Origin of the sequence: Ornithinimicrobium panacihumi (assembly GCF_052073805.1) — a bacterium.
GTDB lineage: Bacteria > Actinomycetota > Actinomycetes > Actinomycetales > Dermatophilaceae > Ornithinicoccus > Ornithinicoccus panacihumi.
This window is the reverse complement of sequence record NZ_JBQGWG010000003.1, coordinates 288978-312074: the sequence shown is the minus strand read 5'-3', so window position 1 is coordinate 312074 and position 23097 is coordinate 288978. Positions and strand designations below refer to the sequence as shown.

Annotated in this window: 19 protein-coding genes; 9 read left to right on the top strand and 10 right to left on the bottom strand. The window is 72.2% G+C overall.

Annotated elements, in window-relative coordinates; translation table 11 throughout:
* Positions 1–13: 13 nt before the first annotated feature.
* The 4 genes from ACTMMA_RS05285 to ACTMMA_RS05270 all read right to left on the bottom strand — a co-directional run bounded on the left by ACTMMA_RS05285 (position 14) and on the right by ACTMMA_RS05270 (position 6508).
* A complete protein-coding gene (locus tag ACTMMA_RS05285) occupies positions 14–1903 on the bottom strand; it encodes a glycosyltransferase family 2 protein (RefSeq protein WP_441189047.1) in 1890 nt (629 codons plus the stop codon).
* A gap of 78 nt (positions 1904–1981) precedes the next feature.
* Entirely contained in the window at positions 1982–4441 is a 2460-nt protein-coding gene (locus ACTMMA_RS05280; protein ID WP_441189046.1) for an acyltransferase family protein, read from the bottom strand.
* Positions 4438–4953 carry a hypothetical protein gene (locus ACTMMA_RS05275; RefSeq protein WP_441189045.1) on the bottom strand — a complete coding sequence of 172 codons (516 nt, stop codon included), beginning with the start codon at positions 4951–4953 and terminating at the stop codon, positions 4438–4440. Before ACTMMA_RS05275 ends, ACTMMA_RS05280 begins: the two co-directional genes overlap by 4 nt.
* A gap of 79 nt (positions 4954–5032) precedes the next feature.
* Positions 5033–6508 (bottom strand): CCA tRNA nucleotidyltransferase, encoded by a 1476-nt coding sequence (locus ACTMMA_RS05270; protein WP_441189044.1) that lies wholly within the window; start codon positions 6506–6508, stop codon positions 5033–5035.
* 79 nt (positions 6509–6587) lie between these two features.
* Here ACTMMA_RS05270 and ACTMMA_RS05265 point away from each other — a divergent pair, with 79 nt between their 5' ends.
* The 9 genes from ACTMMA_RS05265 to ACTMMA_RS05225 all read left to right on the top strand — a co-directional run bounded on the left by ACTMMA_RS05265 (position 6588) and on the right by ACTMMA_RS05225 (position 19396).
* Positions 6588–7070: an NUDIX hydrolase gene (locus ACTMMA_RS05265; RefSeq protein ID WP_441189043.1), complete on the top strand. Its 483-nt coding sequence runs from the start codon at positions 6588–6590 to the stop codon at positions 7068–7070.
* Between the two features lie 9 nt (positions 7071–7079).
* Positions 7080–9731, top strand: coding sequence for a DUF6049 family protein (locus ACTMMA_RS05260; RefSeq protein ID WP_441189042.1), 2652 nt, complete (start codon positions 7080–7082; stop codon positions 9729–9731).
* A 26-nt stretch (positions 9732–9757) separates the two neighbouring features.
* Entirely contained in the window at positions 9758–13582 is a 3825-nt protein-coding gene (gene murJ, locus ACTMMA_RS05255) for a murein biosynthesis integral membrane protein MurJ (RefSeq protein WP_441189041.1), read from the top strand.
* A 5-nt stretch (positions 13583–13587) separates the two neighbouring features.
* The gene (gene sigM, locus ACTMMA_RS05250; RefSeq protein WP_441189040.1) at positions 13588–14154 is read left to right on the top strand and encodes an RNA polymerase sigma factor SigM; all 567 of its coding nucleotides are present in this window, start codon (positions 13588–13590) and stop codon (positions 14152–14154) included.
* A gap of 184 nt (positions 14155–14338) precedes the next feature.
* Positions 14339–15325 (top strand): hypothetical protein, encoded by a 987-nt coding sequence (locus tag ACTMMA_RS05245; RefSeq protein WP_441189039.1) that lies wholly within the window; start codon positions 14339–14341, stop codon positions 15323–15325.
* A gap of 180 nt (positions 15326–15505) precedes the next feature.
* Positions 15506–16486: a thioredoxin-disulfide reductase gene (trxB, locus tag ACTMMA_RS05240; protein WP_441189038.1), complete on the top strand. Its 981-nt coding sequence runs from the start codon at positions 15506–15508 to the stop codon at positions 16484–16486.
* A 65-nt stretch (positions 16487–16551) separates the two neighbouring features.
* Entirely contained in the window at positions 16552–16875 is a 324-nt protein-coding gene (gene trxA, locus ACTMMA_RS05235; RefSeq protein WP_441189037.1) for a thioredoxin, read from the top strand.
* A gap of 572 nt (positions 16876–17447) precedes the next feature.
* Positions 17448–18242 carry a ParA family protein gene (locus ACTMMA_RS05230; protein WP_441189036.1) on the top strand — a complete coding sequence of 265 codons (795 nt, stop codon included), beginning with the start codon at positions 17448–17450 and terminating at the stop codon, positions 18240–18242.
* Positions 18239–19396 carry a ParB/RepB/Spo0J family partition protein gene (locus tag ACTMMA_RS05225; protein WP_441189035.1) on the top strand — a complete coding sequence of 386 codons (1158 nt, stop codon included), beginning with the start codon at positions 18239–18241 and terminating at the stop codon, positions 19394–19396. The genes ACTMMA_RS05230 and ACTMMA_RS05225 overlap by 4 nt, the downstream gene beginning before the upstream one ends.
* Here the strand turns inward: ACTMMA_RS05225 and rsmG are convergent.
* The 6 genes from rsmG to rpmH form a co-directional block, all read right to left on the bottom strand.
* Positions 19351–20055, bottom strand: coding sequence for a 16S rRNA (guanine(527)-N(7))-methyltransferase RsmG (gene rsmG / locus ACTMMA_RS05220; protein WP_441189089.1), 705 nt, complete (start codon positions 20053–20055; stop codon positions 19351–19353). The two genes, ACTMMA_RS05225 and rsmG, sit on opposite strands and share 46 nt — an antisense overlap.
* Before the next feature lie 133 nt (positions 20056–20188).
* The gene (locus tag ACTMMA_RS05215; RefSeq protein ID WP_441189034.1) at positions 20189–20884 is read right to left on the bottom strand and encodes a Jag family protein; all 696 of its coding nucleotides are present in this window, start codon (positions 20882–20884) and stop codon (positions 20189–20191) included.
* A 22-nt stretch (positions 20885–20906) separates the two neighbouring features.
* A complete protein-coding gene (gene yidC / locus ACTMMA_RS05210; RefSeq protein ID WP_441189033.1) occupies positions 20907–21881 on the bottom strand; it encodes a membrane protein insertase YidC in 975 nt (324 codons plus the stop codon).
* 7 nt (positions 21882–21888) lie between these two features.
* Positions 21889–22281 carry a membrane protein insertion efficiency factor YidD gene (gene yidD / locus ACTMMA_RS05205; RefSeq protein ID WP_441189032.1) on the bottom strand — a complete coding sequence of 131 codons (393 nt, stop codon included), beginning with the start codon at positions 22279–22281 and terminating at the stop codon, positions 21889–21891.
* A gap of 17 nt (positions 22282–22298) precedes the next feature.
* Positions 22299–22670: a ribonuclease P protein component gene (rnpA, locus tag ACTMMA_RS05200; RefSeq protein ID WP_441189031.1), complete on the bottom strand. Its 372-nt coding sequence runs from the start codon at positions 22668–22670 to the stop codon at positions 22299–22301.
* Between the two features lie 24 nt (positions 22671–22694).
* Complete coding sequence (rpmH, locus tag ACTMMA_RS05195) at positions 22695–22832, bottom strand: 50S ribosomal protein L34 (RefSeq protein ID WP_188430554.1); 138 nt, start codon at positions 22830–22832, stop codon at positions 22695–22697.
* Positions 22833–23097: the final 265 nt, after the last annotated feature.

The window sequence follows — 23097 nt, the reverse complement described above, 5'->3', positions numbered from 1 at the left end:
GTGACCAGCCCGGTCATGGCGTGACCAGCCCGGTCAGAACCGGAAGGGTCCAGCCGTCCTGCGCCCACTCCTCGCGGGCGTGCCCGTCGGCGGCGACCCAGGTCGGGGGGCACCCCCACGTGTCGCGGACGATGGCGCCGACGGTCTCCAGGTCGGCCCCCGGGACCGCCACCACCACGACCCGATCCGCGGTGAGCCCGGGCATGGGCAGGGCCGGCAGCGCCAGCAGGTCCGGGTCGAGGACGAGCAGCGTGCCCGCGTGCACGTCGGCGTCGTTGTCGGTGAGCAGGGGGAGCCCGTCGACGGCGGCCTCGAGCAGGCCGGCGTCCCAGCCGAGCACCTCCGACCCGGCCCGGAGCAGGTTCTCCCGACCCAGGACCGCGACGTCGCCCGTCCCGCCGGGCCTCAGCAGGGCCGCGAGCGCCTCGTCCGCCCCGGCGGGGAGCGGGTCGTGCTGGTCCACCAGCAGGACGAGCCGGTAGGCGTCCGCCGCCGGAGCGGCGTGGGGCAGGGCACGCGCGAAGGCGCGGGGCACGGCATACGGGAAGGAGCCCTCGCGCTCGACCCGTCGCCCGAGGTCCTCCCCCGCGGTGCGGTGCCAGCGCCGGAAGGCGCTGCGGAAGAGGACCCGGTCAGGGCTGTGCCGGCCGTAGGAGAAGTCGGCCCGGGACAGCGAGCCGGCGGCCAGGCGGGTGATGGCCAGGGGCGCCTGGACGTCGACGACCCCGCCGAGGTGCCCCAGCCGCTCGTGCATCTCGCTGTCGGCCCCCTTGCGGATCGGGTCGAAGCCGCCCAGCCGCTCCAGGAGGTCGCGCCGGACCATGAGGGCGCTGGCGTTCATCCGCTCCGGGCTGTAGCCGAACCACTGCCGGGTCAGGTCTGGCAGCGCGCGGATCGCGGCGCTGCGGCTGCCGGCGGCCAGCGGCTCGGCGCGCATCAGCTCGACCTGCCGCGCGATCCGCTCGGGGTGGGACCAGTCGTCGGCGTCCTGGGTGGTGACGAGCTCCCCCCGGGCCCGGCCGAGCGCGAGGTTGCGGGCCAGGTAGGAGCCGCCGTTGCGCTCTGGACGCAGCAGGTGGACCCGCTCGTCGAGGCTGGCGGCCTCCTCGAAGAGGTCGGCGAACTCCGGCCCGGAGCAGTCGTCGACGAGCAGCACCTCGAGGTGGGCGTGGGTCTGCGCCAGGACGGAGCGGACGGAGGTGAGCAGGCCGGCGTCGGGGCGGTAGGCCGGGACGACCACGGTCACCAGCGGCCCGTCCACGGACCGCGGCGCCTCCAGGGAGAGTCCGTCGAAAGGCACCGTGCCGGCGTCGATCCGTGGCGGGGTCAGGCCCTTCTCCACGAAGCGGGAACCGAAGAGCGCCTCCCACTCCTGGTGCCCGGTGGCCCGCGGCCCGCCGACGAACGGGTTGGCCAGGTCGGCCCGCAGCCCCGCCACCACCGCGGGGGTCACCCGGGACAGTGAGCGCAGGCCCTCCTCGACGAGGTCGTGACGGCCCACGAGGTAGGAGACCTGCAGATAGCTGCGCTGGTCGCGGGGGGCGAGCCCGGTGGGCCCCAGGCGCTCCAGCACCTGGCGGAAGATCTCGACGGCGGCCCGCTGCTCCGCCGTGGACCTGGCCATCCCGGCCCACGCCGTGGCCAGGGCCAGGGTATGGGGCAGGGTCTGGCCTCGGCGCAGGGCGCGGTCGGGCAGCTGCTGCCCCTCGAGGAGCCGCGGCAGGAGCGAGGCGGGGCTGCGGTGCAGGGCCGCGGCATCCGCCAGCGCCGCCAAGACGGTGTCGTGGCGGCTGCGCAGCGCCAGCGCCAGGAGGTCCTCCGCCGATCGCGCGCCCGCGAGCTGGACCCGGGCCATGGCAGGCAGCGGGGCGGGCGGGACCACCTCGGCCACCAGCTCTGCCATCATCTGCGCCTCCCTGTGATCAGCCCACCCTATGCGTCGGGACGGCCGATGACGCGCCGGCCCGCGAGCCTGCCAGCGTCAGCCGTCCTCGGGCTCGACGAAGCGTGCCGACTCGATCAGCCCGGTCAGCCCGGGCTCGGGCACGTGGGAGGCCCGAACCCACGGGGCCAGCTCACGGTCGACGAGGTCGGTCAGGGAGCGGATGTAGGTGGCCGAGAGGTGGTTGCTGTCCCGCCACACCACGACATCACCCACCACCGGGGAGCAGACCGTGCCGGGGCAGATGGCCTCGGTGAGGTCGAGGAAGGGCAGGCCCGGGCGGGTCGTGAGCAGCTCCAGCTGACCGGTCCCCGCCCGCGCCTGCGCGTCCTCCCGCTCGAAGGCGCACTCGCTGGCCTTGTCGGGGTTGCTGACCAGGCAGTCGGGGACGTTGAAGCCGGGGCGGGGCACGTCGCGGATGACGACCGGCAGGATCCCCCGCTGGCGCAGGCCGTCGATCCGCCGGCCGAGCGCGGCCGCCATCTCCGCGTCCGAGGTGCTGTAGGCCGCCGAGGACAGCACCACGACGTCCGGCTCCAGCTGCAGCAGCCGCTCCCACGCCTTGGGCTGGTAGGCGCGGCACTGGTCGTAGGACTCGGGGGCGCGGTCCGCGGGCAGCTCGAGGTCCTGGGTGGGAGGGCAGGAGGCCTTCGTCACCGTCTGCACCCGCCAGCCGCGCTCGCGGCCGATCTCGTCCAGGGCGGTCAGCCACATGCCGGCGTGGCTGTCGCCGAACAGGCCCACGGTCACCTCCCCCTCGGGGTCGCCGGCCTCGCAGACCCCGACGCCGGACTGGGCCAGCCCCACGTGGCAGCCCTCGGGCCGGGTCACCGGGGTGTCGTCGGGCACCTGCTCCAGCGGCACCGCGAGGGTGCCGAGCTTGTCGGGGATCTCGGGCTCGGGAGGCTCCGGCGGCGCCGTGGTCACCGCGGCCTCGTCCGTGCCCGGTCCCGTCGTGCTGCTCTCCCCGTCCGGCCCGGCGCCCCCACCAGGACCGGTGGCCCCGGCGCCATCGCCGGGAGCCTGGGTGGCACCGGCCACGTCACCGTCGCCGGAGGAGCTCCCCTCGCCGTCCTCGCCGCCGCTCTCGTCGCCGCCCCCGGCCAGCGTCCCCGCGCCCACCGGGGCCCGCAGCTCGTCGACGATCGCCGGGATCCGCCAGGCCGCCTGGGTGGCGGTGGTCGAGGGCGGTGCCAGGGACAGCAGGATCATCCCGGCGATGGCCCCGGCCAGGGTGCAGTTGATCCCGAGCAGGAGGGTGCGGCGCGTGGCCATCCCCGGACCCACCCGGCGCGAGAGGAGGCGACCGTGCCTGCGGACCGGATCTTCCACATACCTGAAGGAGAGCCAGGCGGGCACGACCGAGATGAGGACGGCGAGCAGGCCCCAGTGCACCGGCAGGCTCTCAGGGCCGCCGAGGCCGACCGCGGCCAGCGAGGCGGCGGCCGCCACGAACGGCCAGTGCCACAGGTAGAGGCTGTAGCTGATCCGCCCGACCCACTGCAGCGGCCGGGCGCGCAGCAGCCGGTCGGGGCCCGCGCCGCCGGCGGTGAAGCCGGCGATGATGACCAGCGCGGTGCCGACCGTGGGCAGCAGCGCGAGCGTGCCCGGGAAGGCCATCTCCTTGTCGATGAGCAGCAGGGCGGAGAGGATCATCGCCAGCCCGAGCCACCCCAGCGCGGCGTTCATCCACCGTGGGATCATCGCCCAGGTCCGGGCCCCGAGGGCGACCACGGCCCCGAGCATGAGCTCGTAGACACGGGTCGGGGTGACGAAGTAGGCCTGCGCCGGAGAGGTCTGCGTCCACCACCAGGACAGCGCCAGCGACCCGCCCAGCAGCACCGCCGTGAGCGTCCAGACACCGACGCCGAAGACCTTCGCGCGGCCGCGTGCGACGGCGAGGACCGCCAGGATCAGCAGCGGCCAGACGAGATAGAACTGCTCCTCGACCGACAGCGACCAGTAGTGCTGCACCGGGCTGGGGGCGCGGGAGAGATCCAGGTAGTCGACCGCCTGTCCCGACATCCGCCAGTTGACCACGTAGGCGGCCGAGGCCAGGATGTCGCCGCCGATGTCGCCCCAGCGGGTGCGCGGGATGGCCAGGACGGTGATGACGGCGGTGCCCAGGAGTGCGGTGAGCGCCGCTGGGAGCAGGCGTCTGGCGCGGCGGGCGTAGAAGCGCGGCACGTCGATGCGGCCCCTGGCCCGGCCTTCCTCCAGGAGCAGCGAGGTCATGAGGAAGCCGCTGACCACGAAGAAGACGTCGACGCCGACGAAACCACCGGGCAGCAGTGTGACGCCGGCGTGCCACAGCATCACGCCGATCACCGCGATCGCGCGCATCCCCTCGATGTCGGTGCGGAAGTCGCGGGGCACGGGCGGGACCTGCAGCGCGTGCCGGGCCGCGCGCATCGCCCGGAGGCTGGCGCGGGTCAGCGGGGCGTCCTGACCGTCCGCGGCGGGGGTGGCGGGGGTGGCGGGGTGCTCGCCTGCGGTCATCGGCCCACCTGCGCGGTGCGCGCGGATGCCGGGGTATGCCGTAGTTCCCACCTTCGGTAGCGCCACTCGACCAGGCCTGCGAGCGCGAGGGCGCCGAGCGCCAGGGCGATCCACCACCGGGAAATCTGGCGCTCGGGGGCGGTGGGGACCTGGGCGGTCGAGGCGAGGGACAGCTCACCCTCCTCCAGGTCGGTCACGGCGAGCGCGGCGGCGGTGTCGGCCGCGACGGCGCTGAGGCGGGGGTCGGTGCTGCGGGCGGTGATGAGCAGCGCCCGGTCCTGGGGCCGATGGTCGATCTCGTAGTGGACGTCACCGCGCCAGGACGGGTCGAGCTCGAGCTCGGTGGCGACCCGGGAGCCGAGGTCGAGGCGGGTCAGGGCGACCGCGGTCTGCTGGGCGACCCGGGGGGTCGCGGCCGTGACGGTGCTGGTGGCGGCATAGCCGTCGGGGCGCACCAGCATGACCGCGAGCACAGCCGCGACGGTCGTCAGCACGAGGGTCACCCAGGGCACGGCGGCCAGACGGTGCGTGAGCGGGCTGGTCGCCGACGCGCGGCGCCTCCCCGGGGCAGGCCGCCGGGCGTGCCGGCTGCTAGCCATCTCCCGACTCCGGCTGCTCCGCCCACCAGCGCAGCAGCTCGGTGCGGGCCGCGTCCTGCCCGATCGGTCCCTGGTCGAGCCGGACCGCCAGCAGGTGCTTGTAGGCCCGGCCCAGAACGGGTCCGGGACGGATCCCGAGGATCTCACCGATCTGGTTGCCGTCCAGCTCCGGCCGGACGGCCTTGAGCTCCTCCTCGGAGCGGAGCCGGTCGATCCGTCGCTCGAGGTCGTCATAGCTGGCCGCCAGCCGCGCGGCCCGGCGCTGGTTGCGGGTCGTGCAGTCCGAGCGGGTGAGCTTGTGCAGCCGGCCCAGGAGCGGCCCCGCGTCGGTGACATAGCGGCGCACGGCCGAGTCGGTCCACTCCCCGGTGCCGTAGCCGTGGAAGCGCAGGTGCAGCTCCACCAGCCGGGAGACGGCCTTGATGGTGTCCTTGTCGAAGCGCAGCGCCTTGAGGCGGGTCCGGGTCATCCGGGCGCCGACCAGCTCGTGGTGGTGGAAGCTCACGCCCCCGCCGGGCTCGAAGCGCCGCGTGGGCGGCTTGCCGATGTCATGGAGCAGCGCGGCCAGCCGCAGCACCAGGTCGGGCCCCGGCACCTCGTCCTGCCCGGTCGCCTCCGGCGGGTCCTCCAGGGCGATCGCCTGGTCCAGCACGGTCAGGCTGTGCTCGTAGACGTCCTTGTGGCGGTGGTGCTCGTCCACCTCCAGCTGCAGCGCCGGCAGCTCGGGCAGCACCTCCTCGGCCAGCCCCGTCTCCACGAGCACCTCCAGGCCGGCCCTCGGGTTGTCGGACATGACGAGCTTGACCAGCTCGTCGCGCACCCGCTCGGCGGAGACGATCGACAGGCGTGACCGCATACCGGACATCGCGGAGAAGACCGCGGGATCGGGCACGAAACCGAGCTGGGCCGCGAAGCGGGCGCCGCGTAGCATCCGCAGCGGGTCGTCGCCGAAGGAGACCTCCGGGGTGTGCGGTGTGCTCAGGCTCCGGTCGGCCAGCGCCTCCAGACCACCGTGCGGGTCGACGAAGACCAGGTCGGGCAGGCGCAGCGCCATCGCGTTGACCGTGAAGTCGCGACGGACGAGGTCTTCCTCGAGGTTGTCGCCGAAGGCCACGACCGGCTTGCGGGACTCGGGGTCGTAGGCGTCGGCGCGGTAGGTCGTGAACTCGAGGTGGTGCTCACCCTTGCGGGCGCCGATGGTGCCGAAGTCACGACCGACGTCCCAGGTGGTGTCGGCCCAGCCGGTCAGCACCTCCTCGATCTGGTCCGGCGACGCCGAGGTGGTGAAGTCCAGGTCGGGCGAGGTCCGGCCCAGGAAGGCGTCGCGGACGGGGCCGCCCACGAGGGCGACCTCGTGGCCGGACGCGGCGAAGCGCTCACCGATCTCGGTGAGGAGCGGCAGGGCCGGGGTGAGATGGCGCAGGGCCTGCAGGAGGAGGGCGCCGTCGGCGGTCGTCGGAGAGGTCATTTGCCCCCAAGGGTAGGCGAACCGACACCCCGCCGTGCGACCTCTGGGCAGGTCAGAGAACTCTGGTTACAGTGGACTGATGACCGCGACCTCCCGCCCCACCACGTCGGCAGCCCGGCTGCCGTCGGTGAGCGAGACGTCCGCGGGAGGGGTGGTCATCGACGTGCACGAGGGGCGGGCGCGGATCGCGATCATCGCCCGGCGCAACCGCTCGGGCAAGGTCGAGTGGTGCCTGCCCAAGGGTCACGTCGAGCCCGGGGAGACCCTGATCGAGACGGCGGAGCGGGAGGTGGCCGAGGAGACCGGCATCGAGGGGCGGGTCCTGGTGACGCTGGGCATCATCGAGTACTGGTTCACCACCCCTTCCCACCGGATCCACAAGATGGTCCACCACTATCTGCTCGAGGCCACCGGGGGGCGCCTGACCATCGAGAACGACCCTGACCAGGAGGCCATCGACGCCATCTGGGTGCCGCTGGACGAGGTCCACCGCAAGTTGACCTTCCCCAACGAGCGGCGGATCGCCCGGGAGGCGTGGACGCGCCTCATGCGGAGCGCCTGAGCACCCGCCGTGGACCGACCAGCCCGCCGACCCGCGTGGGCCGCCCCGGCCAGGGCCGCCGTGGGTGCCGCCCTCTCTGCCTTGCTCGTCCTGCCTGCCGGGGGGGCACCGGTGGCCGCCCGCCCGGACGCCGGTTCGGGCCCGGGCTCCCCGGGGGCGAGCCTGTCGCTGCCCGCCGACCCCCCGCAGACCGAGGGGCTGCGCATCGTCCTGGACGACGTCAGCCCCACCGTCCCGGTCATCGGCCAGCCGATCCAGCTGCGCGGCCGGGTCGTCAACGACGGCGACGAGGGTCGTCGCCTGCGGACGATCACGGCGACGGCCGCCTGGTCCACCCTCGAGAGCCGACAGGCCGTGGACCGGTGGCTGGACGGGAGCGACGAGCGGATCAGCCCCTGGGAGCTGGGCCACGCCCTCGTCGGACCAGTCGTCGCCGCCGGCTCCGAGGTGCCGTTCTCGTTGCGGATCCCGCCGGACGTCCTGACCGGGCTGCCCGGCGACAGTGCCGTCCTGCCCCTGGAGCTCCAGGCCGACAACGAGCCGGTCGCGGGCGAGGGGGACGTCACCACCGAGGACACCCAGGAAGGGTCCGCCTCGACCGAGGAGGGGACGGACGATCCCGCGTTCGTCTCGATGCGGACCGTCCTGGCGGCGACCCGGCCCCTGGAGGTCGATCAGCCGCTGGAGGTCGCCTATGTCGTGCCGTTGACCCTGCCCGCCGACCCGGCCCTGAACGACCCGGCCGACGTGGTCCGCCTGTCGGCCTGGTCCGACCTGCTCGACCCCGGGGCGCCCGTGCGCACGTGGATGGAGCACCTGACCGTGCCCGGGGTCACGTGGATGGTGGATCCCTCGCTCCTGCTGGTGCCGGATCCGGAGCCCACCCTCGTGACGACCGGGCCGACGGACCCGCCCGTGCCCAACGTGGAGTCGAGCACGGCGGACCCCGGTGCCACGACCGACCAGGACACAGGCGCCCCGGACACCGCTGACCCAGGAGGCGATGATCCAGGAGGCGATGATCCTGACACCGATGGCCAGGAGAGCGGCGACCCGGAGGGGAGTTCGGGCGGCGCCGGGGTGACCGGGGCGCCGGACGAGGACATCCCGACGGATGGACCTGGTCCGCCCGTGTCTCCCGCCCTCCCGACCACCGAGCCCCAGGCCTCCGTGGATGCCGCGATGGGCGAGCTCAGGGAGGCTCTCAGGGCGGTGCCGGACGACCGGCTCTGGTGGTTTCCCGCCGACGACCCCGACCTCGGCGCCCTGCTCGGGCTGACCCCCGGGACCTCGACGAGCGCCGCGGTGGCCCGCGCCATGGCCCGGACCCCTGCCTCCGACCCCGACCTCGACCAGCTGCTGCTCCGGGGTCGGGATGACATCGCCTGGCCCCTGGTGCAGGGCCCCACGTCCGACCAGGTCGCGCAGCTGGCCGCCCTCTGGGCCGGGCGGGCCTCGGACCGGGCCTCCTCGGAGGGCTATGCCGGCCCCACCAGCGGTGCCGGCCATCCCGACGGACTGCTGAGCGCGCTGCTGCTCCCCCGCGAGGCTGTCACCGGGGACGCACCGACCTCCCTGGGTGAGGCCGCGGTCCCGCTGCAGGCCCCGGCCGGGGTGACCGCCCTGACCACCGACACCCGGGCCTCCGCCCTCCTGTCGGCCTCGGCGGACCTGACCGACGAGGTCGGTGCCGGCGCCGTGACCCAACGGATCCTGGCCGACTCCCTCGCCTCCTGGGCCGAGGCACCCCAGGTCGAGCGGTCGGTCGTCGTGGCACCGCAACGAGACAGCCGGGCCGACCCCGAGCTGCTCGCCGAGCTGAGCGACGGAATCTCCACCGCTCCCTGGCTGCGCCCACGGTCGGCCTCATCCCTGCTGGACGGCGTCGGGCAGAATCCCGAGCTCCAGCTGTCCGGCGGCGAGGTGGACACGGACGCGCTCGGACCGCTCGCGTCCTACGCCAGCGACCCGGGCAGCCCGCTGACCACCCGCACGGCGCGCGTGCTGTCCGTCCTCGACCAGCACCTGACCGGTCTGTCCCAGGTGCTCGTGGGGACGGATGGCCCGGACTCCTGGGACCAGACCTTGTCCGGGCTGTGGTCCACGAGATGGCGGGACGCCCCCGAGGTGTGGGAGACCACCTGGCGACGCATCCGTGCCGACTCCGACGCCGTGCTCGCCGGCGTGCGCGTCAACCCCAGCACCATCAACTTCCTCTCCGACCAGGGCGTGATGCGGGTGACCCTCGTCAACAACCTGCCGGTGCAGGTGGAGGACCTCCACGTCCAGCTGGTGCCGAGCACGAGCATCCTGCAGATCATCGACCAGCCCGACCCGGTCACGATCGGGCCCGACAGCCGGGCGACCGTCTCCTTCACCGCACGGGCCATCACCCGCGGGCACACCCAGGTGACGGCCGAGCTGACCGCGCCCAACGGCACGCCCCTGGGCGACCGGACCTCCGTCGAGGTGCACGTCACCCCGACCGGCGGGTGGATCTACCTGGTCCTCGGCGGCCTGGCGGGCATCCTCGTCGTCCTCGGCGTCATCCGCGCCGTGCGCAGCGGGCCCCGCACCGCGCCCGACGACTCACCGACCGAGGGCAGGACCGAGACATCCGGCACCACAGAGACACCCGGCACGACCCAGGAGCATCCGTGAGCGACAGTCCGTCATCCACTTCCTCGTTGGCGCGCTCCAGCCTGGTGATGGCCAGCGGGACGATGGCCTCGCGCATCCTGGGCGTGGTCCGGATGGCCGTCCTGGCCTGGGCGCTGGGCATCAAGACCCCGGCCGGCAACATCTGGCAGACGGCCAACACGATCCCCAACACGATCTACCTGCTGCTCGCGGCGGGCGTCCTCAACGTCCTCCTGCTGCCCCAGCTGACCCGTGCGATGACGCGGGGCAAGGAGGGGCAGGAGTTCAGCGACCGGCTGATCACCCTGTCGGTGGTGCTGCTGACCGCGGGGACCGTGCTCTTCGTCCTCGCGGCTCCGCTGGTCACCCGGTTGATGATGCTGGAGTATCCCTGGGACGACCCGATGCTGCGCCTGGCGATCCTCTTCGCCTATCTGTGCATCCCCCAGATGCTCTTCTACGGCCTGCACACCCTGCTGGGACAGATCCTGGCGGCCTACCACCGCTTCGCCGCCTTCTCCTGGTCCCCGGCGCTCGCCAACGTCATCGCCATCATCGGGATCCTGATCTTCGTCCGCCTCTATCCCGACGCCGGCGAGATTCCCGTCGACACCTGGACCGTCGGCATGATCTGGCTGCTGGCTGGCTCCGCCACGCTGGGCATCATCGCCCAGGCGCTGGTGCTCTTCCCCGCCGTCCGGGCCACGGGCTTCCAGTGGCGCTTCCGCTGGGGCTTCCGCGGGGTCGGGCTGGGCACCGCCTCGGTCATGGCCGGCTGGGCCCTGGCCGACATCGGCGTCTCCCAGACCGGGATGATCACGGCCACCAACCTGCTCAACAGCGCGGTCCGCTCGGTGCCGGACGCCCCCGGCAAGATGGCCTACGACTACGCCTTCTCGGTCTTCATCCTCCCGCACTCCCTCATCGCGCTGTCGCTGCTCACCGCGATCTATCCGATCCTGTCCAAGGCGGCCGCCGCCGACGACCGTCGCGGGATGGCCTCGCAGGTCGGCCGCGGGCTGCGCATGCTGGCGACCGCGATGGTCCCGCTCGCGCTCGGGATGGTGCTGCTGGCGCCCCTGCTGACCCAGGTCCTCTACCCCTCCTCCACTCCGGAGGAGAGCCGGTCGGTGGCGATGATCCTGATCGCCCTCACCGTCGGCCTGGTGCCCTACGGCATCTACCTGCTCTGCGCGCGGGTCTTCTACTCCTTCGAGGACGCCCGCACCCCCTTCCTCTTCCAGGTCGCGATCACCACGATCCTGCTCACCGTCTGCGTCCTCGCCCTCTGGGCGGCCCCCGGCATCGTGGCGATCCTCATCGCCCTGGGTCAGGCCCTCGGCCAGACCACCGCAGCGGTCCTGGGCCTGCGCGCGGTCCGTCGCAAGCTGCCCTGGATCGGCCTGCGCCAGGTCGCCGGCACCTACCTGCGCGCCGCCGCCGCGGCCCTGCTCGCCCTCGTGCCCGCCTGGCTGCTGATGCGCGGCCTGCTCGCCCTGCTCGTCGACGGCGACGCAGGTCAGGAGCGGCCCGGCTTCGTCGGGGCGGTCCTCACCCTCGGTCTCACCGGCCACCTCTACCTCGGCGTGTATGCGGTGCTCGCTCACCGTCTGGGGGTCCGCGAGATCGGCGACGTGGCCACCCCGCTGCTGAGACGGGTCCCGGGGCTGAGCCGGTTCGCGCCCGCGACCCCCGCCGCACCGGTCTCGACGCCGGACGGGGTCCCCACCCTCCAGGGGGAGGCGACGCCCGAAGGCGCCTCGACCCCCGCCGCGCCCCTGGCGAGCGTCGAGGAGGAGCTGGCGCTGCCGCATACCCCGGAGAAGAGCGAGGTGTCCGCAGGACGCCACGCGGCGCGCGCGTCCACGACCGAGATGGTCGACGACCTTGGCACACTAGGGTTGGACCGCACCCCGAGCGGGGAGGCAGGGAAGGACGACGAGATGGATCGGCTCACGGTGGGCACCCGGCTGGGTGACCGCTACGCGCTCGACGAGCTGCTGGCCCGCAGGGAGGGCGGTGCGCTGGACTACTGGTCGGCGCAGGACACCACTCTCGGTCGCCTCGTCGCCGTCACGGTGCTCCCCGCGACCGGCGACAACGCTCCCATCGCCTCCGCGGTGCTCGACGGTGCCCGACGCGTCGCCTCGGTCGACGACCCTCGGCTCGTCCGCGTCCTCGACGTCGGCTCCGAGGACGGCCTGGCCTGGATCGTGGAGGAGGGCCTCAGCGACGCGGAGTCCCTCGCCTCGCTCGTCGCGGACCGGCCGCTGCCCGCGGAGGAGGCGCGCCGCATCATCGGGGAGGCGGCCTCGGCTCTCGAGTCCGCCCGCCGACGGGGTCTGCACCACCTCTACCTGAACCCCCACGCCGTGCTGCGCACCGGCGACGGGGTGGTCAAGGTCTCCGGCGTCGGCGTGGCCGCCGCCCTGGAGGGCAGTGACGACGTCACCGCCGACGAGGCCTCGATCATCGACACGGCCGACCTGGTCAGCCTGCTCTACACCGGGCTGACGGCCACCTGGCCCGGCGAGGAGCTCTCCGGCCTGCGCCCGGCGCGCCGCCTGGAGGACGGCTCCTACCCGGCACCCTCGGAGTCGGTCGGCGGGGTGCCCGGCGACCTCGACACGTTGTGCCGGCTGGTCCTGGGCCCCGAGGAAGACTTCGTGCGCGCGCCGCACAGCCCGGGCGAGCTCGCCCGCCAGCTCTCCCCCTGGTCCCCCGACATGGTCCGGGAGGGGCGCCCCAGCATCTTCACCGGTCCGGAGTCGAGCGTGGACGACGCCTCGGCAGCCGCGCTGAGCGGGACGGCCGGCGCCAGCGCCGCTGCCGCCGCCGCCCACCCCCCGAAGCACGACGACGACGCGACCACGGCCGTCCCCAAGCCCTACTACCGGCAGGCCCACGGCCAGCCGCAGGGCGCGGCCGGCGGTGACGCCGTCGGTGGCGTGTCTGCGGCGGGCCTCGGAGCCGGCGCTGCGGCCGACCGTGGGCGCCGGGAGGGTGATCAGACCGGGGAGCTGGAGCGCCCCAGCACCGCCGACATGCTCGGCCTGCGCAGCACCGGCGAGCGGATCCAACCGCGCCGACCGGGCAGCCCGGGGCGGCCGACCCAGGGTGCGCCCGAGTCGCGCCTGGCGGCGACCGCAGCCCGCGGGAGGGAGGCCATCGGCCTGAGCGAGGAGCGGGGCACCGGTGGGCAGACGGCCGCCGTCCTCCTCGTGCTCGTCGGCATCCTCGGCCTGGCCGCGGTCCTGGGCTGGAGCGTGCTCAACGGTCTTGGCGGCGGCGACGACCAGCCTGCTGCGAGCCCGAGCGTGAGCGCCCCTGCGGACGCAGGCGCAACCACCGGAGCGGGAGCCGACGACGAATCGGCGCAGACCGCAGGCGGGTCCGGGGAAGGCTCGGAGGATGCCTCCGACGAGGCTGCACCCCCGGCGGGCGGCGCGCCGAGCATCCTGGGCATCACCTCCTACGACCCCGAGGGCGATGGCGACGAGCGCAACGACCTCACCCCGCTCGCCGTCGACGGCGACGAGGACACGGAGTGGACCTCGCACACCTACCTGTCCCCCGACTGGGGCGGCCTGAAGCGGGGCACCGGCCTGATCCTCGACCTCGGGGAGGGTGCCACCGTCAGCGAGGTGGACGTCCTGCTGGGCGAGGGCGACATGGGCGCCACGGTCTACCTGGCCGAGCGCCCGACCCGGTCCGGAGCCACCGAGCTCTCCAGCCGTGACGACGCCAGCGGCACCTGGGAGATCCGCCCGGAGCAGGCGCACACGGGCCGCTACCTCATCATCTGGTTCGACCGTGCCTACACCTCGTCCGCGGGCGAGATCGTGAGCGTGCGGGAGATCAGCGTCCGCTGACTCCCATGACGCCGCTGGACACGTTCGACGAGGTAGATGACGCCGCCCTGCTGCGGCTCCACAGCCGCGGCGACCCCGACGCCTTCGGAGAGCTCTTCCGACGGCACCGCGACCGGATGTGGGCCCTGGCCCTGCGGACCACGCGTGACCCCGAGGTCGCCTCGGACGCCGTGCAGGACGCCTTCCTCAACGCCTTCCGTCGCGCAGACTCCTTCCGCGGGGACTCTGCCGTGACCACCTGGCTGCACCGGATCACCGTCAACGCCTGCTTGGACCGCCTGCGTCGGGTCAAGCCCACCTCCGACATCGCCGACCACGAGCCCGTGGAGCCCCGCGACCACCACCGGTCGGTCGAGGTCCGTCTCGACGTCCAGAAGGCACTGGCGCAGATCCCGGAGGGTCAGCGCCTGGCCCTGACCCTGGTCGACATGCACGGGCTGCCCGTCTCGGAGGCCGCGAAGATCCTCGGGGTCGCCGAGGGCACGATCAAGTCGCGTTGCTCCCGCGGCCGGGAGGCGATGGCCCAGCTCCTGGGTGGCGTCGGTGGGGAGTCCGAGGAGGCTCCGGTATGAGGCACTCCAGCGGGTGTGACCGGCGTCTCGTCGGGCGGACGGGAACCGGTTCGTCCCCCGGCTCGTCGTACCCCCAGAAGGCGCATCCTGGCCCATCCCCGTCCACCCGTCCGTCTCGACGGCTCCCCGGAGGATTCTTTGGCCGGGGCGCGACAGGACCGACATCTCGTGAGGAGGACTCCGCGTGACACCGCTCGACCCACCGACCGGCCCTGCCCCGTCGCAGCCGGGCCCCGACGAGAGCGGCACGTTCGAGGTCGACCACACCGGGATCAGGGCGCTCCTGCAGGGTCTTCCGGACCCGGGACCGATGCCGGCGGACCTCGTCGCACGCATCGAGACCAGGTTGGCCGTCGAGCAGTCCCACCGCGCGCTCGGGCAGGCCTCCGCCGGCTCCGGGCAGGGATCGACGTCCGGGCCGGGCGAGCCCGGACATCTCACCACCCGCAGCGACACGCTGGTCGACCTGGCAGCCGAGCGCAGCCGGCGTCGACCCGGTCGCACCCTGGTGGCCCTCGGCGCCGCCGCAGCCGGCCTGCTGGTGACCACCGTCGCCCTCAGCCAGGTCCTGGACGGCCCCGGTATCGGTGGGGACACCGCGGCCTACGCCCCGGCCGGCGACCGGGCCACCACCCAGGGAGCCGATGACGCCCGTGAGGGTGGCGCCGAAGCCGCTGCGGGCGACGACTCGGCAGGCGGCGAGTCCGCCGCGCAGGACGAGGCCGGCACCGAGCTGGATGCCGCCGCCGCGGCGACCGAGGATGCCGGTGCGGACTCCGCCGGTGGAGCACCTGCCCTCGAGGCTGCGCCGGAGCGGATGGGTGACGAGTTCGATGGGCTCGTCCCGGCCGCCTCGCTCGGCGAGGTCGCCGACGATTTCGGGGCACAGCTCAAGGACGCCACCCCGTCCGTGGCGGCGTCGACCGCTGACGGGACTCAGCTCACCACCTCCGAACTCACTGCGGCACAGGCAAACTCGTGCTGGCGGTCAGTGCCTGAGGACGGCCCCTCCTGGGCCACCCGGGCCGCCGCCTCCGGCACCCGTGCCGGGGAGCAGGTCGTGGTCCTGCTGGGCCTGGACGACTCGGGCGCCGGACGTTCGTGGCTCATGCCGTGGTCCTGCGTGGACGGTCCGGTGGACCCGCTCGACGACGTCGTCGTCAATCCCTGACAGGCCGACGTCGTCGACCGTCGCGGACCGGCGGGTGTGCGCTCAGCAGCATCCTGCGCCAGATCGTCCCCAGACCGGCGACGGTTGTCCGGCCAGGGAACATCATGCGCCTAGGATCGGTTGAGTCGGAGGACGCAGATCTACTCCTCCGTCCCGCAGCCACGCCCTTGGAAGGACGACATGACCATCGAGATCACTCCGCAGAGCCCCACCGAGCCCAGCGCCGATGGGGTGCGCGAAGTCATCATCGTCGGGTCCGGCCCGGCCGGCTACACCGCCGCCGTCTACGCAGCGCGTGCCAACCTGGCCCCGCTCGTCTTCGAGGGCTCCATCACCGCCGGTGGCGCGCTGATGAACACGACTGACGTGGAGAACTTCCCCGGCTTCGCCGAGGGCATCATGGGCCCAGAGCTCATGATGAACATGCGCGAGCAGGCCGAGCGCTTCGGCGCCGAGCTGATCCGCGACGACGTGGTGCGGATGGACCTGACCGGCCCGATCAAGAAGGTCTACGACGCGGACGACGTCGAGTACTCTGCCCGCGCCGTCATCCTGGCCATGGGTTCGGCCTACCGCGAGCTGGGGCTCAAGGACGAGAAGCGTCTCTCCGGCCACGGTGTCTCCTGGTGCGCCACCTGCGACGGCGCCTTCTTCCGGGACCAGGACATCGTCGTGGTCGGTGGCGGTGACTCCGCGATGGAGGAGGCCACCTTCCTGACCCGCTTCGCCCGCTCCGTCGTCGTGGTGCACCGCCGCGACGAGCTGCGGGCCAGCAAGATCATGGCCGACCGGGCCATCAACGACCCGAAGATCACCTTCGCCTGGAACTCCGAGGTCGCCAGCCTCAACGGCGACCCCAAGCTCACCTCGGTGACCCTGCGGGACACCGTGACCGGCGAGACGCGCGACCTCGAGGCGACGGGCCTGTTCATCGCGATCGGCCACGACCCGCGCAACGAGCTGGTCAAGGAGCAGGTCGACCTCGACGCCGAGGGCTACGTCCTCGTCGCCGGCCGGGGCAGCGCAACCAACCTGCCTGGCGTCTTCGCCTGCGGGGACCTCGTCGACAAGACCTACCGCCAGGCGATCACCGCCGCGGGCAGCGGCTGCTCGGCGGCCCTCGACGCGGAGCGCTACCTGGCCACGCTCGACGACGCCTGAGCTGCACCCACCACCGACAGACCACCTGAACGACCCCGACCGAAACACAAGGAAGAGGAACCACCATGGCCGTCTCCGAGACCACCGACGCCACCTTCACCGCCGACGTCCTCCAGCACGACGGCCCCGTCCTCGTCGACTTCTGGGCTCCGTGGTGCAGCCCCTGCAAGATGATCGCCCCCGTCCTCGAGGAGCTGTCCGAGGAGTGGGGCGACAAGCTCAAGGTCGTCAAGCTCAACACCGACGACTACCCGCAGATCGCCCAGCAGTACGGCATCACCGGCATCCCGACCCTCAACGTCTACTCCGGCGGCGAGGTCGTCAAGACCCTTGTCGGCGCCCTCCCCAAGCGCAAGCTCGTCTCCGAGCTCGAGGAGTTCACAGGCTGAGCCTGCTCATCGGCTCAGGGAGCCCCGGTTGTCCGCAGCAGATGTGGATAATCGGGGCTTCTCTGTGGATGACGAGACCGGCATCACCGGGCCTGGCGATATCTCCCGATCCCCGTGCCAGATCACGACACTCATGCCGACGGCCATTCGGGATCTTCGGCGCGATGAGGGATGATGGACGTCTCATGACTACAGCGCTATCAACGGGACTAGGTTGGCCCCTTCCTGGCGGATCGGGAGGCAGTTCGCCATGCCGTGATCGGACTGGATCGCCGCGACACCTGTCTGCCCCAGGCCTTGGCTGGCCCGATGTTTCACGTGGAACACATCAGGAAACCAAAGGCCAGGACCCGATGACCCCAGGAGATCCGCTCACCGGCGACCCCCACGGCGCACCCCGCACCGCACTCGGTACCGCAACTGTCGAGACGCCCCCTGCGCCCTGCGCGCCCTCTCTGTCCTCTCCGCCCTCTTCGTCCTCTCCGCCCTCCGGGACCGTTTCACGTGAAACGGCACAGGTTTCTCGTGAAACATCGGTCCCCGCCGCAGAAGGGACTTCATCTCGTCCCTGGGTGGGCACCCGCATCTTCACCGTCGCCAACCAGAAGGGCGGTGTGGGCAAGACCACCACGGCGGTGAACATCGCGGCCGCCATGGCCACGGCCGGCCTGCGCGTGCTGGTCATCGACATGGACCCGCAGGGCAACGCGAGCACCGCACTGAGCATCCCGCACACCAGCGGCACCGCCGGGGTCTACGACGTACTGATCGACGGTGTTCCGATGGCGGAGGTGGTCCAGGACTGCCCGCAGATCAGCAACCTGTCCTGCGTGCCCGCGACGATCGATCTGGCCGGCGCCGAGATCGAGCTCGTCCCCCTGGTCGCCCGGGAGAACCGCCTGCGTCGCGCCCTGACCACCTACCTGGAGAGCCGACCTCCCAATCAGGAGGTCGACCTGGTGATCATCGACTGCCCGCCGAGCCTGGGCCTGCTGACCGTCAACAGCTTCGTCGCGGCGCGCGAGGTCCTGATCCCGATCCAGTGTGAGTATTACGCGCTCGAGGGACTGAGCCAGCTCCTCAAGAACGTCGAGCTCATCCAGCAGCATCTGAACGCAGACCTGCGGGTGAGCACGATCCTGCTGACCATGCATGACGCACGCACCCGCCTGTCGTCCGATGTGGCCGCCCAGGTTCGGGAGTACTTCGGCGACAAGGTTCTCCGTGCTGCCATTCCGCGGTCGGTGCGGATCAGCGAGGCCCCCAGCCACGGGGAGACCGTCATCACCTACGACCCCAGCAGCTCTGGGGCCCTGTCCTACACGGAAGCAGCCGCCCAGATGCGGCAGCAGGAGGTTGCACCATGAGCACTGACCGTCGACGTGGCCTGGGTAAGGGCCTAGGTGCCCTCATCCCTTCGGGTCCGGCCGGGGAACGCCCCAGCGACGTCTTCTTCCCGAGGGCCACGCCTCCAGATGGTTTCACGGGAAACATCGCCGTCGATGAGGCCGCGCATGGCGCCGTCCGGACACAAGGCTCCGACGAGTCTGCGGCCGGGAGAGACGCCGGGGACAGCGGTGCTCCAGCTTCCACTGGTGCCGGACCTGCTACCCCCACAGCCGGGGATCAGGTCGTCACGGACGACCCAGGCACCGCTGACGACAGCGGCCTGGCTCCCGTGCCCGGGGCCAGTTTCGCGCAGGTGCCGGTCAGCCAGATCCGGCCCAACCCACGTCAGCCCCGACAGGTCTTCGACGAGGACGACCTGGCCGAGCTCGTCGCCAGCATCACCGAGCTGGGTGTCCTGCAGCCGGTCGTGGTGCGTCCGATCCGCTCCGCCGAACTGGGCGAGGATCAGGCCTCACAGGGCTCTGAACAGCAGGTTCGCTACGAACTCGTCATGGGCGAGCGGCGCCTGCGGGCCACCCAGGAGGCGGGCCTCGACACGATCCCGGCGATCGTGCGCGAGACCGACGACGAGCACATGCTGCGCGACGCGCTGCTGGAGAACCTGCACCGGGCTCAGCTCAACCCGCTCGAGGAGGCGGCTGCCTACCAGCAGCTGCTCGACGACTTCGGCTGCACCCACGACGTGCTGGCCGGGCGCATCGGCCGCTCACGTCCGCAGATCTCCAACACCATCCGGCTGCTCAAGCTGCCCCCGCTGGTGCAGCGCCGGGTCGCCTCCGGGGTGCTCAGCGCCGGGCACGCTCGGGCCCTGCTCGGCCTGGAGGACGGAGCCGCGATGGAACGGCTGGCCCAGCGCATCGTCGCGGAAGGATTGTCGGTCCGGTCGGTGGAAGAGATCGTGCTGCTCGGAGGGGACGGCCCCGCGAAGACTCGCCGCACCCAGACCCGGCGGGAGGTTGCTCCCGAGCTTCAGCGCGTGGCTGACGACCTGTCCGAGCGGCTGGAGACGCGCGTCCAGGTCATGATGGGCCGCCACAAGGGCAAGATCACCGTGGAGTTCGCGGGTCAGGAGGACCTGGAGCGCATCCTGGAGGCCTTGGCCCGCGACTGACCGCGCTTCTTCGCCCCTTTGCCCCCACCAGCCCCGGCCATCACTCGGTCGAGGTTGCGGGGAAGGCTGTCGGGCAGGACGATCTCCACCACGCGGACGGGCTCGCTGACCTGTCCCTCACCCACGAGGTGGACCGCGCTGTGGGGGACACCGATCCGGTCCAGCGCCGGGGCGACCTGATCCAGCTCCGCCTGGGCGGCCTCGCCCTTGAGCGCGAGCAGCCGGCCACCGGGAGCGAGCAGCGGGAAGGACCAGCGCACCAGCTTGTCGAGCGACGCCACCGCACGCGCGGTCGCGTAGGGCACGAGCGGGTCGAGGGAGATCTCGTCGGCCCTGCCCCGGTGGATCTGCACGTTGGGCAGCTCCAGCGCCGAGACCGTGTCCTCCAGCCAGACCGTCCGTCGCAGCAGCGGCTCGATCAGATGGACCGTCAGGTCCGGACGCACGATGGCCAGCACGATCCCCGGAAGTCCGGCACCCGAACCGATGTCGGCGACCAACGCCCCCTCGGGGATCAGGCCGTGCATCACCGCGCAGTTCACCAGGTGACGCTCCCAGAGCCGGGGAGCCTCGCGCGGACCCACCAGTCCGTGGGAGATCCCGGTCGTCGCGAGCAGGTCGGCATAGCGACGGGCCAGGTCCAGCTGATCGCCGAAGATCCGCTCCGCCTCGTCCGGAGGTGCGGGAGCGCCCGCGACGGGGGCGGGATGTCAGTCATCGTTGTCACCCATCGGGATCACCCACAACGGTTCGTCGACCGCGGATCTGCCGGGCGGATCCGCAGCTGAGGTCTCAGGCGGAAGGAAGGATGACGACGTAGCGCGAGGGGTCGGCACCCTCGGACTCCGAGACCAGACCCGCGGCCAGGACCTCGTCGTGGACAACCTTGCGCTCGAAGGCGGACATCGGCTCCAGCTCGGCGCGCCGGCCGGTCTGCTTGACCTCCTCGATAGCGGTCCGGGCCTGGCGGACCAGCTCGGCCTTGCGGTCGGAGCGGTGGCCGGCGACGTCCAGCATGAGCCAGCTCCGCTCACCGGTCTCGGCCTGCACGGCGAGCCGGGTCAGCTCCTGCAGGGCGTCCAGGACCTGGCCACCGGGCCCGACGAGGCGCCGGGGTGCCACGCCGTCCTCCGAGTCGACGATCGCCACGGCGGCCCGGTTGCCGTCGATGTCGACCTCGAGGTCTCCGGCCAGGTCGGCGATGTCCAGCAGCGCCTCGAGGAAGTCCGCGGCGATCTCGCCCTCGCGGACCAGGTCCTCGGTCTTGGCGGCACGACGGCCTCGGGCGGCACCGGAGGAGGGCGACGCGTCAGCCACAGCGGCGTCCTCGCCGGCAGCGACGGCGGTGTCCTCGCCGGCAGCGACGGCGGTGTCCTCGCCGGCGGCCACGGGCTCGCCCGTCGTGACGGTCTCGGCGCTCAGGGCCTCGGGCTGCTGACCGTCCAGGGTCTCGTCGACGGCGTCCGGGGTCTCGGGAGTGGTGCTCATCAGGTGGTCTCCTTGGTTCAGGTCAGCGCTTCTTGGCGCGCTTCTTGCTCTTGGGCTGGACCCGCTGGCCGGTGGGCTTCGTCGCCGCCTGGGCCTCGGCGGCCTCACGCTCGGCCATCAGCTTGGGGTTCTTCAGCTGGATGCCCACGGCCTCCTTGCCCTTCTTGGCCATCCGGGCCCGGTAGGCCTCCTCGGCGGGCGAGCCGGGAGCGGGCATGTTGCGGATCACGAAGAACTGCTGGCCCATCGTCCAGAAGTTGCTCACGGTCCAGTAGATGAGCAGGGCGACGGGGAAGTTGACGCCGGTCACCGCGAAGATGATCGGGAAGATGTAGATCAGCATCTGCTGCTGACGGGCCATCGGGCTGTTGAGGGCCTCGGGCGACATGTTCTGGCGCATCAGCTGGTGGCTGGTGATGAACTGCGTCGCCGACATGATGAGGATCAGGATGGCCGAGAGGATCTTGGCCGACAGGTCCGAGTCGTGCAGGAAGGTCGAGGTCAGCCCGGCGTTGAAGATCTCCGAGTCGGCCATCTTGGTGGCCAGCTCACGGTTGAACATGCCCAGGGGCTCGGCCCGGCCGTCGCGGACGGCCGCGGCGCTGTTCAGCAGACGGAAGAGCGCGAAGAAGAAGGGCATCTGGATCAGGATCGGCAGGCAGGCACCGAACGGATTGGCGCCGGCCTCGCGGTAGAGACCGAAGGTCTCCTCCTGCATCGCCTTCTGGGAGGCCTGGTCGCGCTTGCCCTTGTACTTGGCCTGGATCTTCATCAACTCCGGCTGCACGATCTGCAGGCGTCGCTGGCTCTTGATCTGGCGGATCATCAGGGGGGTCAGCAGCGCACGGAGCGTGATGACCAGGCCGATGATGGCCAGCACCCAGGTCCAGCCGCTGGTGTCGCTCATCCCCAGCTTGACCAGGAGCCACTCGAAGCCGACCAGGATGGCCGAGTCGAACCAGATGAAGGGGAAGAGGATCGTGTCGAAGAATCCCATGAGGTCCTCAGTGTCGGTGGTGAGCCAGGCTCACCGGTGTGGTCACCCCGGCATCGCCCTCGCGGGGCGTGGCCGGGGCGGGAGCGGATGAGGCGCGGGGCGGGACGTGGTCCACGCCTCCTCGCGCGAAGGGATTGCAGCGCAGCAGCCGTCGGCCGGTGAGCCACAGACCGCGGACCGGGCCGAAACGCTCCAGGGCCGTGACCGAGTAGGCCGAGCAGGAGGGGTAGTAGCGGCAGACCGGGCCCAGGATCGGGGAGATGGTCCACTGGTAGAGCCGCACGAGCCAGACCAGGGGCATCGCGGTCACGGACCGACGCTCTCCGGCGCCGACGCCCCCACGGTGCACGTCACGCATCTCGGCGACACCCCCGTGGTCGTGCCGTTCGTGAGCCGTCACCGGCCCATCCTGCGCCATCATCGGCCCTCACCCCGCCGGATGCGGCCCAGGCTGTGGTCCAGGGCTTCCCCCAGCTGTGCCGAGCTGGCCTGGGCGGCCGGTGGCTGGGCGCGGACGACCAGGTCGGTCCCCGCGTCCAGGAGGTCGAGCCGGCCAGCCATCTGGGCGCGCAGACGTCGGACGACGCGGTGACGCACCACCGAGCCACCGACGGCCTTGGACACCACGAAGCCCACGCGCGGCGGGCGCGTGAGCTCGGGGTTGTCGGCGAGGGCGGCGTGCACGACGAGCAGGTCGGTCCCGACCCTGCGTCGACGCCGTCCGTCACCTCCGCGCAGCACGGACCGGTAGTCCTCCGGTCGCGTCAGGCGGTGGCGCTTCGGCAGCATGCAGCGCCGGGCCGGCGTCGGCTCTCAGGCAGACAGCTCGGCGCGGCCCTTGCGGCGGCGCGCGGCCAGGATGGCGCGGCCGGCGCGGGTGCGCATGCGCAGACGGAAGCCGTGCTTCTTGGCGCGGCGACGGTTGTTGGGCTGGAAGGTGCGCTTGCTCATGGCTTCGTGCTCCGAGGACGGGGATGGCTCGAGCGAGACATCCGTGGATGCGGTTCATGGCGGTCGTCCGACGGTGCCGGAGCCATGACCGAGGTCAGGTGGGGTGGGCCCGATCACGCCGGCCACCCACGAAAACCCACGTGTGCGCCGCATACCGGAGCGAACCGGGACGACGCTCACCCATGGGCAGGCGAAAGTGGCCGAGAAATGGGCCGACTCCACGGTACGGGAGCCGGTCCGACAGGTCAAACCGCCACGGTCTCCC